General features: G+C 71.0%; 9 protein-coding genes and 1 pseudogene. 3 read left to right on the top strand and 7 right to left on the bottom strand.

Going from position 1 to position 13,955, the window contains the following annotated elements; all coding sequences use genetic code 11:
* Positions 1 to 8: 8 nt before the first annotated feature.
* Positions 9 to 932, top strand: a complete 924-nt coding sequence (locus OF819_RS22970; RefSeq protein WP_267245508.1) for an SDR family oxidoreductase — start codon at positions 9 to 11, stop codon at positions 930 to 932.
* A 65-nt stretch (positions 933 to 997) separates the two neighbouring features.
* Here the strand turns inward: OF819_RS22970 and OF819_RS22965 are convergent, their stop codons facing one another.
* On the bottom strand, positions 998 to 1,993 hold the full coding sequence (locus tag OF819_RS22965; RefSeq protein WP_267245507.1) for a helix-turn-helix transcriptional regulator: 996 nt from the start codon (positions 1,991 to 1,993) through the stop codon (positions 998 to 1,000).
* A gap of 68 nt (positions 1,994 to 2,061) precedes the next feature.
* Positions 2,062 to 2,612: pseudogene (locus OF819_RS22960) on the bottom strand (MerR family transcriptional regulator).
* Between the two features lie 166 nt (positions 2,613 to 2,778).
* On the opposite strand from OF819_RS22960, the gene OF819_RS22955 reads away from it, so the two are divergent.
* Positions 2,779 to 4,311: a sodium-dependent transporter gene (locus OF819_RS22955; RefSeq protein ID WP_267245506.1), complete on the top strand. Its 1,533-nt coding sequence runs from the start codon at positions 2,779 to 2,781 to the stop codon at positions 4,309 to 4,311.
* The gene (locus tag OF819_RS22950; protein WP_267245505.1) at positions 4,311 to 4,448 is read left to right on the top strand and encodes a methionine/alanine import family NSS transporter small subunit; all 138 of its coding nucleotides are present in this window, start codon (positions 4,311 to 4,313) and stop codon (positions 4,446 to 4,448) included. The genes OF819_RS22955 and OF819_RS22950 overlap by 1 nt, the downstream gene beginning before the upstream one ends.
* A 107-nt stretch (positions 4,449 to 4,555) precedes the next feature.
* Here OF819_RS22950 and aceE read toward each other — a convergent pair whose 3' ends face one another.
* From aceE to OF819_RS22925, 5 genes are all read right to left on the bottom strand, one after another.
* Complete coding sequence (gene aceE, locus OF819_RS22945) at positions 4,556 to 7,249, bottom strand: pyruvate dehydrogenase (acetyl-transferring), homodimeric type (protein ID WP_267245504.1); 2,694 nt, start codon at positions 7,247 to 7,249, stop codon at positions 4,556 to 4,558.
* Between the two features lie 502 nt (positions 7,250 to 7,751).
* A complete protein-coding gene (locus OF819_RS22940; protein WP_267245503.1) occupies positions 7,752 to 8,378 on the bottom strand; it encodes a GntR family transcriptional regulator in 627 nt (208 codons plus the stop codon).
* Positions 8,379 to 8,513: 135 nt separating this feature from the next.
* Positions 8,514 to 10,295, bottom strand: coding sequence for a 2-oxoglutarate dehydrogenase, E2 component, dihydrolipoamide succinyltransferase (gene sucB / locus OF819_RS22935; protein WP_267245502.1), 1,782 nt, complete (start codon positions 10,293 to 10,295; stop codon positions 8,514 to 8,516).
* A 56-nt stretch (positions 10,296 to 10,351) separates the two neighbouring features.
* Complete coding sequence (gene lpdA, locus OF819_RS22930) at positions 10,352 to 11,740, bottom strand: dihydrolipoyl dehydrogenase (protein ID WP_267245501.1); 1,389 nt, start codon at positions 11,738 to 11,740, stop codon at positions 10,352 to 10,354.
* A gap of 223 nt (positions 11,741 to 11,963) precedes the next feature.
* Positions 11,964 to 13,505: a leucyl aminopeptidase gene (locus OF819_RS22925; protein ID WP_267245500.1), complete on the bottom strand. Its 1,542-nt coding sequence runs from the start codon at positions 13,503 to 13,505 to the stop codon at positions 11,964 to 11,966.
* Between the last annotated feature and the right edge of the window lie 450 nt (positions 13,506 to 13,955).

The raw sequence follows: 13,955 nt of genomic DNA, 5'->3' as shown, positions 1-13,955 counted from the left end.
GTCGGCGTATGACGACACACACCAAGGCACTGTCGGGAAAGACCGCTCTCGTCGCGGGCGCGACCCGGGGCGCGGGCCGCGCCATCGCCGTGCAGATGGGCGCGGCCGGGGCGACCGTCTATGTGACCGGGCGGACCACCCGCGGCAAGGCGAGTGAGGTCGGCCGGACCACGGAGACCATCGAGGAGACCGCGGAGCTGGTCACCGCGGCGGGCGGGGAGGGGATCGCGATCCCCGCGGACCATCTCGACGCCGAGCAGGTACGGGCGGTGGTCGCCCGGATCGACGAGGAGCGGGGCCGGCTGGACATCCTCGTCAACGACGCCTGGGGCGGCGAGCATCTGATCGTCTGGGACACGAAGATGTGGGACACGGAGCTGGAGCGCGGGCTGCGGATGCTGGAGCTCGGCGTGAAGAGCCACATCATCACCAGCAGCTGTGCGCTGCCGCTGCTGGTGCGCAACCCGGGCGGACTCCTCGTCGAGGTCACGGACGGCACGGCCGAGACGAACAAGGGCTTCCGGGAGAACTTCTACTACGACCTCGCGAAGTACGCCCCGATCCGGATGGCGCTGTCCCTGGGCGAGGACCTCAAGGGCGTGGGCTGCACGGCCGTGTCGATGACGCCGGGGTGGCTGCGCTCCGAGCAGATGCTCGACCACTTCGGCGTCACGGAGGAGAACTGGCGCGACGCCATCGCCAAGAGCGAGCACTTCGCGATCTCCGAGTCGCCGGTCTTCGTCGGCCGGGCGGTCGCGGCGCTGGCCGCGGACCCGGAGCGGGCACGCTGGAACGGCCGGTCGCTCTCCAGCGCGGGGCTGGCGAAGGTGTACGGCTTCACGGACGCGGACGGCAGCCGGCCGGACGCCTGGACGTATATCGAGGAGGTCGTCAAGGGCGGCGCGAAGGGCACGGCGGCCGACTACCGCTGACGACTGACGACAACCGCTGGCGGCTGACAGCTGACAGCTGACAGCTGAGGGCTGGCGGCTGGCGGCTACGGCCGACCCGGCCCGTACAGCGCCGCCATGCCGCGCGCCGCCGCGGCGAACCGCTCCCGCAGCTCCGGCGGTTCAAGCACCTCCGCCTCCGGGCCCAGCGACAGCAGCTGGGACAGCGCCACCTCCAGGGACTCCACGGGCAGGGTGAGGGTCACCCGGCCCTGTTCGTCCGGGCCGTCCGCCGCGGCCAGGGCCTCCTCGGCCGCGGCGCGGTCGGTCGCGTACGGCAGCCGGCGCGCGCCCGCCTCGGTCAGCCGCAGCACCGCCTCGGCGCGCAGGATGGAGCGCGCGAACTGCGCCGCGCGCTCCGCCCAGAAGGCCGGCAGATCGAACTCCCCGTCCCGTTCGAAACGTTCCTCCGCGGGCTCCGCCGAGCTGAACCGGTCGATCCGGTACACCCGGAAAGAGCCCGTCCCGCCCTCCGCACGCGCGCACAGGTACCAGACGCCCGCCTTGAGCACGAGACCGTACGGGGCCAGCTCCCGCTCTGCCTCTGCGCTGTACCCGTCGCCCCGCCGGTAGCGGGCCCGCAGCAGCCGGTCGTCCCATACGGCTTCGGCCACCGCGGGCAGCAACTCGGGCGTCTCGGGCTCCTGGTACCAGCCAGGGGCGTCCAGATGGAAGCGCTGGGCCGCGGAGGCCGAGGCGTCCCGCAGCGACGGCAGCAGCGCCGCGGACACCTTGAGCCGGGCCGCGGACGCCGCGTCCTGAAGGCCCATCTCCCGCAGGGCGCCGGGCAGCCCGGACAGAAACAGCGCCTCCGCCTCGCCGCGGGCGAGGCCGGTCAGCCGGGTGCGGTATCCGCCGATCAGGCGATAGCCGCCGGTCCGCCCCCGGTCCGCGTACACCGGAACGCCCGCCTCCGACAGGGCGACGGCGTCCCGGGCGACGGTGCGCTCCGACACCTCCAGCTCCCGGGCCAGTTCCGCCCCGGTCATCGAGGATCTCGACTGCAGAAGCAGCACCATCTTGATCAGGCGGGCAGCGCGCATGCGGGCCATTGTCCCCAACAGACCCCGTCGGGGCGGGACCGGGCGGCGTCAGCCGACGGGCGCTGTGGTCAGAGCAGCGGCTCCTGAAGTTCGGTGACCCACTTGCGCGGGTCCTCGTCCCACTCCAGCGTCACCTCTCTGGCGTAACCGGCGGACTGGCGCCCGCTTTCGTCGATCCAGCGGGCCAGCGCCTGACCCGTGGGCACCACCTCGTCCATCGGGCCGCGATGCACGATGGTCGCCGCCTGTTCGACGGCCGGCAGATCGACGATCGCGAAGTCCTGCCCGGGCGCGGGCTCGGCCGAGACGGCTATCGCGGCGTGCACCGTGATGGCGCCCTCGTCCGCCCCGGAGCCGGGCGCCGCGTCCGCGCAGGCCTCGTAGTACGCGATGCCGGGGCCTGTCGGGGTGACGCCCGCGGCATCGAGCCGCTTGCACAGCTCCTCGTACAGCGGCCGGATCACCGGCCCGATGTGCTCCGGCTCATAGCCGGCGGCGACCGCCGTCAGCTCGGCCACGCGTCGGTGCGGGCGGGGCGCAGCAGCCCCACGGTGTCGTAGTGGCGCAGCATGCGGGCCGACACACGTCCGTGCCGGGCGAAGTCTCCGATGGTGAACATGACCCTCTCACTCCACGCCTTCACACGGTGTCAAGGTCAAGGATCGCCCATGTCGTGGTCGCGCTGGGCGGCACATCCCGCGCTAACGTTCAGTCAGTGCAGAACAGGGCAAGCAGGATAAACAGAGCAAACAGAACAGACGGACAGCGCGAGCAAGGACGCCCCTATGACCAACCAGCCTCGTGAGCAGTGGTCCACCCGCGCCGGATTCCTGCTGGCCGCCATCGGCTCGGCCATCGGACTCGGCAATATCTGGCGCTTTCCGGCGATCGCCTTCGAGAACGGCGGCGGCGCGTTCCTCCTCCCCTATCTGGCCGCTCTGCTCACCGCGGGCATCCCCGTGCTGATCATGGAGTACACGATCGGCCGCAAGTACCGGATGTCCCCTCCGGCCGCGCTGCGCCGGATGGCCCGCCCCGCCGAGGTCATCGGCTGGTGGCAGGTCGCCATCTGCTTTGTCATCGCCACCTACTACGCGGTCATCCTCGCCTGGGCCGTGCGCTATGTCGGCTTCTCCGTCAACCAGTCGTGGGGCGACGACCCCGAGGCGTTCCTCTTCGCGGACTTCCTTGAGGTCGCGGAGACACCGGGAATGATCTCCGGCTATGTGACCGCGGTGATCTGGCCGCTGATCGCCGTCTGGGCAGTGGTGCTGGGCATCCTGGCATTCGGCGTACGGCGCGGCATCGAACGGGCGAACAAGATCTTCATCCCGCTGCTGGTGCTCTTCTTCGTCATCCTGGTCATCCGGGCGCTCACCCTGGAGGGCGCGGCCGAGGGCCTCGACGCGCTCTTCGCGCCCGAATGGTCGGAGCTGGACAACGGCAGCGTCTGGGTCGCCGCCTACGGCCAGATCTTCTTCTCGCTGTCCATCGGCTTCGGCATCATGGTCACCTACGCCTCCTACCTCGGGCGGCGCGCGGACCTCACCGGCTCCGCGATGGTGGCCGGCTTCGCCAACAGCTCCTTCGAAATCCTGGCCGGCATCGGCGTCTTCGCGACGCTGGGCTTTATGGCCGCCCAGGCGGGGGTGCCGGTCGACGATGTCGCCAGCGCCGGGCTCGGCCTCGCGTTTGTCGCCTTCCCGGCCGTCATCTCCGAGATGCCCGCGGGCAGCTTCTTCGGCGTGCTGTTCTTTGTCTCGCTGGTGATCGCGGGACTGTCCTCGCTGATCTCCATCGTGCAGGTCATCGTCTCCGCGATCCAGGACCGCACCGGCATCCGCCGCATCCCCGCCGTCTTCGGCATCGGCGGTCTGGTGGCCGTCGCCTCCATCGTGCTGTTCCCGACCGACGCGGGCCTGTATCTGCTGGACGCCTCCGACCACTTCATCAACCAGTACGGCATCGCCCTCGCCGCGCTGGTCAGCGTGATCGTGGTCGCCTGGCTGCTGCGCAAGCTCCCCGAACTCCAGCAGAACGCGGACGCCACCTCGGCCATCCGGCTCGGCCACTGGTGGCGGATCTGCCTGGGCGTCATCACCCCCCTCGTCCTCGGCTGGATGATGGTCGACAGCCTCCGCCAGGAGTTCGACGAGAACTACGCGGGCTACTCCACCGAGTTTCTGCTCGGCGCCGGCTGGAGCGTCGCGATCGGCGCGCTGCTCGCCGGCGTCATCCTCACCCTCATGCCGTGGAAGGCGGGCGGAGAGGACATCGACCTCGATATGCAGGCCCCCGTCGAGAGGAAGGAGCCCTGATGTCCGCAGGCGCCGTCATCATGATGATCATCGCGATCGTCATCGTCTGGGGCGGACTGGTCGCGGCCATCATCCGGCTGCGCAGCCACACGCCCGAGCCGGAGCCCCCGCCGCCGGGAGTCCGCCCCGCGGAGTGACCCGGGGTACGCGGAACACGGCACGCGGAACACGGCACGCGGAAACGAAACGGCTGCGGCCCCCGCCGTCAGACAGGGGCCGCACCCGTTGCGCTGTGCCTACGGGCTCAGAGGCCGTAGCGCTCGCGCGCCTCCTTCACCGCGGAGGCCGGGACCTCGCCGCGCCTGGCGAGCTGCGCCAGCGCCGCGACGACGATCGACTGCGCGTCGACGCCGAAGTGACGGCGGGCCGCCTCACGGGTGTCGGACAGACCGAAGCCGTCCGTGCCGAGCGAGGAGTAGTCCTGCTCCACCCACTGGCTGATCTGGTCCGGCACCTGGCGCATCCAGTCGCTGACCGCCAGCACCGGTCCCGGCGCACCCTCCAGCGCCCGGGTGACATACGGGGTCCGCTGCTCGCCGCGCAGCAGCGCCTCGTCGCACTCCAGCGCGTCCCGGCGCAGCTCGCCCCACGAGGTGGCGGACCAGACGTCCGCCGCGACGCCCCAGTCGGCGGCGAGCAGCTGCTGCGCCTCAAGCGCCCAGTGGATCGCCGTGCCCGATGCGAGAAGCTGGAGCCGCGGGGCGTCGGCCGCAGGCGACTCGGCCTCCTTGAAGCGGTACAGCCCCTTGATGATGCCCTCCTCGACGCCCTCCGGCATCGCGGGCTGCGGCTTCGGCTCGTTGTAGACCGTCAGGTAGTAGAAGACGTTCGAGTCCTCGCCCGGGGCGGTCTCGCCGTACATCCGGCGCAGACCGTCCTTGACGATCACCGCGACCTCGTAGGCGAACGCCGGGTCGTAGTTGAGCGAGGCCGGGTTGGTGGCCGCGATCAGATGCGAGTGGCCGTCCGCGTGCTGCAGGCCCTCACCGGTCAGGGTGGTGCGGCCGGCCGTCGCGCCCACGATGAAGCCCTTGCCGAGCTGGTCGGCGAGCTGCCACATCTGGTCGCCGGTGCGCTGCCAGCCGAACATCGAGTAGAAGATATAGAACGGGATCATCGTCTCGCCGTGCGTCGCGTACGACGTCGCGGCGGCGATGAAGTCGGCCATCGCGCCGGCCTCGGTGATCCCCTCGTTGAGGATCTGGCCGTCCTTGGCCTCCTTGTAGTACATCAGCTGGTCGCGGTCGACCGGCTCGTACGTCTGGCCCAGCGGCGAGTAGATGCCCGCCGACGGGAACAGCGACTCCATGCCGAAGGTGCGGGCCTCGTCCGGGACGATCGGCACCCAGCGCTTGCCGCTCTGCTTGTCCCGCATCAGGTCCTTCACCAGGCGGACGAACGCCATGGTGGTGGCCATCTCCTGCTTGCCGGAGCCCTTCAGCAGCGCCTTGAAGGCGCGCTCCTCGGGCGCGGGCAGAGCGGGGACGGGGTGGACGCGGCGCGCCGGAGCCGGGCCGCCGAGGGCCGCGCGGCGCTCCTGGAGGTACCGGACCTCGGGGGAGTCAGCGCCGGGGTGGCCGTACGGCACCTGTCCGTCGGCGAAGGCGCTGTCGGCGATCGGGAGCCCGAGCAGATCGCGCATGCCCTTGAACTCTTCGATCGACAGCTTCTTCATCTGGTGGTTGGCGTTCTTGGACTCAAAGCCCTTGCCGAGCGTGTAGCCCTTCACCGTCTGGGCGAGGATCACGGTCGGCGCGCCCTTGTGCGCGAGGGCCGCGCGGTAGGCCGCGTACACCTTGCGGGGCTCGTGGCCGCCGCGGGAGGTGTGGAAGCACTCGGCGATCTTCGCGTCGCTCAGCAGCTTGCCGAGCTCCGCGAACGCGGGCTCCGCGCCGAAGAAGTGCTCGCGGATGTACGCCGCGTCCCGTGTGGCGTACGTCTGGAACTGGGCGTCCGGCACCTGGCGCAGCCGGCGCACCAGCGCGCCCGTGGTGTCAAGGGCGAACAGCTCGTCCCAGGCGGAGCCCCAGAGCGTCTTGACGACGTTCCAGCCGGCCCCGCGGAACTGGGCCTCCAGCTCCTGCACGATCTTGAAGTTGGCGCGGACGGGGCCGTCGAGGCGCTGGAGGTTGCAGTTGATGACAAACGTCAGATTGTCCAGCCGCTCACGGGCGGCGAGGGCGAGCGCCGCGGTCGACTCGGGCTCGTCCATCTCGCCGTCGCCGAGGAACGCCCAGACGTGGGAGTTGGACGTGTCCTTGATGCCGCGGCCCGCGAGGTAGCGGTTGAAGCGCGCCTGGTAGATCGCGGAGAGCGGGCCGAGACCCATGGAGACCGTGGGGAACTCCCACAGCCAGGGCAGCCGGCGCGGGTGCGGATAGGACGGCAGGCCCTGGCCGCCGGCCTCCTGGCGGAAGTTGTCGAGGTGGGCCTCGGTGAGCCTGCCGTCGAGGAAGGCGCGGGCGTAGATGCCGGGGGAGGCGTGGCCCTGGATATAGAGCTGGTCGCCCGAGCCGTCCGCCTCCTTGCCGCGGAAGAAGTGGTTGAAGCCCGTCTCGTACAGCCAGGCGGCGGAGGCGAAGGTGGCGATATGGCCGCCGACGCCGTGGCGGGAGCCGCGGGTGACCATCGCGGCCGCGTTCCAGCGGTTCCACGCGGCGATACGGGCTTCCAGCTCCGCGTCGCCGTCGAACGCGCCGAACGAGTCCTCGGCGGCGGTGGGGATGGTGTTGACGTAGTCCGTCTCCAGCAGGCTGGGCAGCGGGACCCCGGCGGTCTCTGCGTGCTGAAGCGTGCGACGCATCAGATACGCGGCGCGATGGGGGCCGGCATGCTCGGCGACGGCGTCGAGAGAGGCCGCCCACTCGGCGGTCTCCTCGGCGTCGCGGTCCGGGAGCTGGTCGAGCTCGCTCGGAAGCTTGCCTACGGGGTCGGTCATGATCGCCGCCTTCCGGACAGGAGGGGGGTGGTGAAAAGGGGCCTTGTCTGGCAGGACAGGGCGAAGGGTTGGTGAACCCGTCGTCGACTGTAAGTCGCTGATCGATGATCGATCAAAGTCTGAGGGTGGAAAACTTCTCAATCTTGAGAAATTGGCATTCCGTGCCGCGGAATGGGGCACGGAGTGCCGGGATGAAGGGGGCGAATCGGGCGGAGTGGGGGGTGGGTGAGCGGGGGTGGGCTCAGCTGTGCGGGGTGCGTTGCGCTACGCGGCGCCTTTCCCCCACCCCGCCCCTTCCCGTAACTGGGAGCTCCGCCCCCAGACCCCCGCTCCTCAAACGCCGGAGGGGCTGGAATTTCCAGCCCGTTGGGGGCACCTCCGTGGGGGTACCCCCGGACGGAATCTGGGGGAGGCAGCTGGGGGAGATTGAGGCGCGGGGGTTCGGGGGCGGAGCCCCCGGGAACGGGGTCTGGGGCGGAGCCCCAGTCAAGGGAGGGCCCGGTCAGGCGCGCGGGGCGCAGCCCAGGACGTGGGCCTTGACCAGGGACCCGATCTGGGGGTCCCGCCGCCGGAATGCCTCGACCAGCTCCTCGTGCTCCTCCGCATACGACTTCTGCACCGTCCCCAGCCATCTGATCGACAGCGCCGTGAACACCTCGATCCCCAGCCCTTCCCACGTGTGCAGCAGCACCGCGTTCCCCGCCGCCCGCACCAGCTCCCGGTGGAAGGCGACCGTGTGCCGGACCTGCGCCGCCGAGTCGCCGACGCGGTCGGCCTCGTACAGCGCCGCCACATGCGGCTCCAGCGCCGAGCAGTCCGCGCCCAGACGCTCCGCCGCCAGCTCCGCGGCGATCTGTTCCAGACCGGCGCGGACGGGATAGCTCTCCTCCAGGTCCGCGGCCGTCAGATTCCGCACCCGTACGCCCTTGTTGGGCGCGGACTCGATCAGCCGCAGGCTCTCCAGCTCGCGCAAGGCTTCCCGCACGGGTGTCTGGGAGACCTGGAGTTCGGTGGCGATGCGCCGTTCCACGATCCGCTCGCCCGGCTTCCAGCGGCCGCTGACGATGCCCTCCACGATGTGCTCGCGGATTTGCTCGCGCAGCGAGTGGACGACGGGCGGGGTGGTCATGAGGGCTCCTGGGGCGGGCGGCGCGAGCCTTGTCGTTGTCATGCGCGGGCGTTGCCCATTATTGCCGCGGGGCCCCGCCCGGAGAATCCGGACAGGGCCCCGCGGGCACAGCTGTGTCGAGCGTTACAGCGAGGGTTACAGGCCGAGCTCGACCTCGAACTCGCCGGCCTCCAGGATCGCCTTGACGGCCGTCAGGTAGCGGGCGGCGTCCGCGCCGTCCACCAGACGGTGGTCGTAGGAGAGCGTCAGATACGTCATGTCGCGGACGCCGATGACCGTGCCCTCGGGGGTCTCGATGACCGCCGGGCGCTTGACGGTCGCGCCGATGCCCAGGATGGCGACCTGGTTCGGCGGCACGATGATCGTGTCGAACAGCGCGCCCCGCGAACCGGTGTTGCTGATGGTGAAGGTCGCCCCGGCCAGCTCATCCGGGGTGATCTTGTTGCCGCGGACCTTGCCGGCCAGGTCGGCCGTCGCCTTGGCGATGCCGGCGATGTTCAGGTCGCCCGCGCCCCTGATGACGGGGGTCATCAGGCCCTTCTCGGAGTCCACGGCGATGCCGATGTTCTCCGTGTCGAAGTACGTGATGGTGCCCTCGTCCTCGTTGATCCGGGCGTTGATGACCGGGTGGGCCTTCAGCGCCTGGGCCGCCGCCTTGACGAAGAACGGCATCGGGGACAGCTTGACGCCCTCGCGGGCGGCGAAGGAGTCCTTCGCACGGCCGCGCAGCTTCATCAGCTTGGTGACGTCGACCTCGACGACCGAGGACAGCTGCGCCTGGCCGTGCAGCGCCTTCATCATGTTGTCGCCGATGACCTTGCGCATGCGGGTCATCTTGACGGTCTGGCCGCGCAGCGGGGAGACCTCCAGCGCCGGGGCCTTGGCGGCGGGGGCCGGAGCGGCGGCAGCGGCCGGAGCCGGGGCGGCAGCGGCGGCCTTGGCGGCCTCCGCGGCGGCGATGACGTCCTGCTTGCGGATACGGCCGCCGACGCCGGTGCCCTTGACGGTGCTCAGGTCGACGCCGTTCTCGGCGGCGAGCTTGCGCACCAGCGGGGTGACGTAGGCGTCGCCCGCCTCGACCGCGGCCGGAGCGGCAGCGGTCGGCGCGGCGGCCGGAGCCGGGGCGGCGGGCGCCGGGGCCGGTGCGGCCGCCGGAGCGGCAGCGGGGGCCGGGGCCTCCTGGACCGGAGCCGGAGCCGGAGCCGGAGCCGGAGCGGGGGCCGGGGCCGGGGCCTCCTGCACAGGGGCCGGTGCCGGTGCCGGGGCGGCCGGAGCCGGAGCGGCGGCCGGAGCAGCGCCCGGAGCGCCGATGACGGCGAGCTTCGCGCCGACCTCTGCGGTCTCGTCCTCGCCGACCACGATCTCCAGCAGCACACCGGCGACCGGTGCGGGGATCTCGGTGTCGACCTTGTCCGTGGAGACCTCGAGCAGCGGCTCGTCCTCCTCTACGGACTCGCCGACCTCCTTCAGCCAGCGGGTGACGGTGCCCTCGGTGACGCTCTCGCCGAGCGCCGGAAGGGTGACGTCGGTGCCCTCGGCCGCACCGCCCGCGGGGGCGGCGGCAGCCGGAGCCGGGGCGGCCGGGGCCTCGGCAGCGGGGGCCGGGGCGGCCGGCGTCGGGGCCGCCACGGTCTCGGCTTCGGCGGCGGCCGGGGCCGGAGCCTCGGCCGGCGCACCGGTGCCGTCGTCGATCACGGCCAGCTCGGCGCCGACCTCGACGGTCTCGTCCTCGGCGACCTTGATGGAGGCGAGGACACCGGCGGCCGGGGCGGGGATCTCGGTGTCGACCTTGTCGGTCGACACCTCGAGCAGCGGCTCGTCGGCCTCGACGCGCTCTCCCTCGGCCTTCAGCCAGCGGGTGACAGTGCCCTCGGTGACGCTCTCGCCGAGCGCCGGAAGGGTTACGGAAACCGCCATGGTTTCAGTTGCTCCTAACAAATGTGCGGTATGTGGTCGTCGCGCCCGGCGACTGATCAGTCGTGGGAGTGGAGCGGCTTGCCCGCGAGCGCCAGGTGGGCCTCGCCGAGCGCCTCGTTCTGCGTCGGGTGCGCATGGACCAGCTGCGCGACCTCGGCCGGCAGAGCCTCCCAGTTGTAGATCAGCTGGGCCTCGCCGACCTGCTCGCCCATGCGGTCACCGACCATGTGGACGCCGACCACGGCACCGTCCTTGACCTGGACGAGCTTGATCTCGCCCGCGGTCTTGAGGATCTTGCTCTTGCCGTTGCCCGCGAGGTTGTACTTCAGAGCGACGACCTTGTCCGCGCCGTAGATCTCCTTGGCCTTCGCCTCGGTGATGCCGACGGACGCGACCTCCGGGTGGCAGTACGTCACCCGCGGCACGCCGTCGTAGTCGATCGGAACGGTCTTGAGACCGGCCAGACGCTCCGCCACCAGGATGCCCTCCGCGAAGCCGACGTGCGCGAGCTGGAGGGTCGGCACGAGGTCGCCGACGGCGGAGATCGTCGGAACGTTGGTCTGCATGTACTCGTCGACCAGGACATAGCCGCGGTCCATCGCGACGCCCTGCTCCTCGTAGCCCAGGCCCTGCGAGACCGGGCCGCGGCCGACCGCCACGAGCAGCACCTCGGCCTCGAAGGTCTTGCCGTCCGCGAGGGTGACGCGTACGCCGTCCTGGGTGTACTCGGCCTTCTCGAAGAAGGTGCCCAGGTTGAACTTGATGCCCCGCTTGCGGAACGCGCGCTCCAGCAGCTTGGAGCTGTTCTCGTCCTCGACCGGCACCAGGTGCTTCAGGCCCTCGATGACGGTGACCTCGGCGCCGAAGGACTTCCACGCGGAGGCGAACTCGACGCCGATCACGCCGCCGCCCAGCACGATCGCGGACTTCGGGACGCGGTCCAGCGTCAGCGCGTGGTCCGAGGAGATGATGCGGTTGCCGTCGATCTCCAGGCCGGGCAGCGACTTCGGCACCGAGCCGGTGGCCAGCAGGACGTGGCGGCCCTGGACACGCCGGCCGTTCACATCGACGGAGGTGGGGGAGGACAGCCGGCCCTCGCCCTCGATGAAGGTGACCTTGCGCGAGGCGATCAGACCCTGCAGACCCTTGTAGAGGCCCGAGATCACATCGTCCTTGTACTTGTGGACGGCACCCATGTCGATGCCCTCGAAGGTGGCCTTCACACCGAACTGATCGGCCTCGCGCGCCTGATCGGCGATCTCGCCGGCGTGCAGCAGCGCCTTCGTGGGAATACAGCCGTTGTGCAGGCAGGTGCCGCCGACCTTGCCCTTCTCGATCAGGGCGACGTCCAGGCCCAGCTGAGCTCCGCGCAGCGCCGCAGCGTAACCGCCGCTACCGCCGCCGAGGATCACTAGGTCGAAAACGGTGCTGGCGTCGTTCGCCACGTCACGTCCTCCATGCATATGCGCCGTACGCCGGGCCCGTCTGCCTCAAGGTTTGCCCGGCCGGTCGGCTGGTGTTCGGCCGCTGTCTCTTCGGCCCTGTGGTGGGGGCCCTGTCCTGCCGAGAACCCATCTTCGCACTTGTTGCCGCGAGCGGAGACCCCGGCCCGTTTACTGTGTCTAATCGGGCTCGGTTCGCCCCTGGGCGATCCGAGCCATAAAAAAATCAGCCGAGGTCGCCGGCGGCGATGCGTTCGGCGAGCTTGACCAGGGTGCGGACCGAAGCGCCGGTGCCGCCCTTGGGGGTGTAGCCCCAGGGCGCGCCCTCGTGGAAGGCCGGGCCGGCGATGTCCAGGTGGGCCCAGGTGATGCCCTCGCCGATGAACTCCTTGAGGAAGAGACCGGCGACCAGGCCGCCGCCCATCCGCTCACCCATGTTCGCGATGTCCGCGGTCGGGGAGTCCATGCCCTTGCGCAGCTCGGCGGGGAGCGGCATCGGCCAGGACTGCTCGCCCGCCTCCTCGGCGATCTCGTGGATCGCGGTGCGGAACGCGTCGTCGTTGGCCATGATCCCGAAGGTGCGGTGGCCCAGCGCCAGCACCATCGCGCCGGTCAGCGTGGCCACGTCGACGATCGCGTCCGGGTTCTCCTCGGACGCCTTCGTCAGCGCGTCGGCGAGCACGAGCCGGCCTTCGGCGTCGGTGTTGAGCACCTCGACGGTCTTGCCGCTGTACATGCGCAGCACATCGCCGGGGCGCACGGCGGAGCCGGACGGCATGTTCTCGGCGAGCGCCAGCCAGCCGGTGACGTTCACCTCCAGACCGAGCCGCGCGGCCGCCACGACCGCGGCGAACACGGCGGCCGCGCCGCTCATGTCGCACTTCATGGTCTCGTTGTGGCCGGCCGGCTTCAGGGAGATGCCGCCCGAGTCGTAGGTGATGCCCTTGCCGACCAGCGCCAGCGTCTTGGCGTCCTTGGAGTGGGTGTACGAGAGCTTCACCAGGCGCGGCGGGTTCTGGGAGCCCTGGCCGACGCCGATGATGCCGCCGTAGCCGCCCTTGGCGAGCGCCTTCTCGTCCAGCACCTGCACCTTGACGCCGTGCTCCTTGCCGGCCGCGGAGGCGACCGCGGCGAAGGCCTCGGGGGTGAGGTCGTTCGGCGGAGTGTTGATCAGGTCGCGGGCGCGGTTGACCTCCTCGGTGACCGCCAGGGCGCGCGCGACGGCCGCCTTGTACGCCTTGTCGCGCGGCTTGGCGCCCAGGAGGGCGACCTCGGCGAGGGGCGCCTTGACGCCGTTGTCGCCGTCCTTCGCGGACGCGTCCCCGCCCTGGTACGCGGTGAAGGCGTACGCACCGAGCAGCGCGCCCTCCGCGATGGCCTCCGCGTCCTCAGAGGCCTCGATGGGCAGCGCGAAGGCGGCCTTCTTGGAGCCGCTCAGCGCACGGGCAGCCGACCCGGCGGCCCGGCGCAGCGCCTCGGCGTCGTACGCCTCGTCCTTCTCCGGCGCGGAGCCGAGCCCGGCCGCCAGGACGACCGGGGCCTTGAAGCCCGCGGGCGCGGGGAGCTTGGTCACCTCGCCCTCCGCGCCGCTCGCGCCGAGGGACTTCAGGATGTCGGCGAGCTTGCCGTCGTACGCCTCGACGACGGCTTCCGCGCCCGGTGCGACGACGAGTCCGTTCCCGCCCTGAGGGCTCTTGGCGACCCCGACGACGATGGCGTCGGCGCGCAGCGTCGCCGCGCCGGCAGTGCTGAGAGTGAGAGCAGTCACGGTGGTGAAATCTCGCTTCCGTTGAGTTCCAGGAGGTCGGGGGTCGTATGGCAGGGCGGGCGGATCGACGCCCTCTCTGCCGGGAAGAGCCTACGCGCGCTCGCCCGCCCCGCTCACGGCGGCGGCCGTTAACCCGCCCGCTGTGTCCCGTGCGGCACGCGGCCATCAAACGGGGGCTCCGCCCCCGGACCCCCCGCGCCTCAAACGCCGGCGAGGCTGGATTTCCAGCCCCTGCGCCTCAAGCGTCGGTGGGGCTGGGTTTCTGGCCCCCGCGTCTCAAGCGTCGGTGGGGCTGGGTTTCCGGCCCCTGCGCCTCAAACTCCTTCGGCTGCCTCCCCCCAGACTCTGTCCGAGGTACCCCACGGAGGTGCCCCCAGGCGGGGCTGGGATTGGCGCAGCCAAATCAAGCCCGTCCGGCGTTTGAGGACACGGCCTTCAGGCCGTACAGGG

Source organism: Streptomyces sp. PR69, assembly GCF_026420845.1.
In the GTDB taxonomy this organism is placed as follows: Bacteria; Actinomycetota; Actinomycetes; order Streptomycetales; family Streptomycetaceae; genus Streptomyces.
This window is presented reverse-complemented; position numbering and strand designations above follow the sequence as displayed.

Bases quoted from the DNA above. Each gene is read 5' to 3' on its own strand.
- OF819_RS22970 (WP_267245508.1), top strand. From the start codon at position 9: ATGACGACACACACCAAGGCACTGTCGGGAAAGACCGCTCTCGTCGCG.
- OF819_RS22965 (WP_267245507.1), bottom strand. From the start codon at position 1,993: ATGCGCGCTGCCCGCCTGATCAAGATGGTGCTGCTTCTGCAGTCGAGA.
- OF819_RS22955 (WP_267245506.1), top strand. From the start codon at position 2,779: ATGACCAACCAGCCTCGTGAGCAGTGGTCCACCCGCGCCGGATTCCTG.
- OF819_RS22940 (WP_267245503.1), bottom strand. From the start codon at position 8,378: ATGACCACCCCGCCCGTCGTCCACTCGCTGCGCGAGCAAATCCGCGAG.
- aceE (WP_267245504.1), bottom strand. From the start codon at position 7,249: ATGACCGACCCCGTAGGCAAGCTTCCGAGCGAGCTCGACCAGCTCCCG.
- sucB (WP_267245502.1), bottom strand. From the start codon at position 10,295: ATGGCGGTTTCCGTAACCCTTCCGGCGCTCGGCGAGAGCGTCACCGAG.
- OF819_RS22950 (WP_267245505.1), top strand. From the start codon at position 4,311: ATGTCCGCAGGCGCCGTCATCATGATGATCATCGCGATCGTCATCGTC.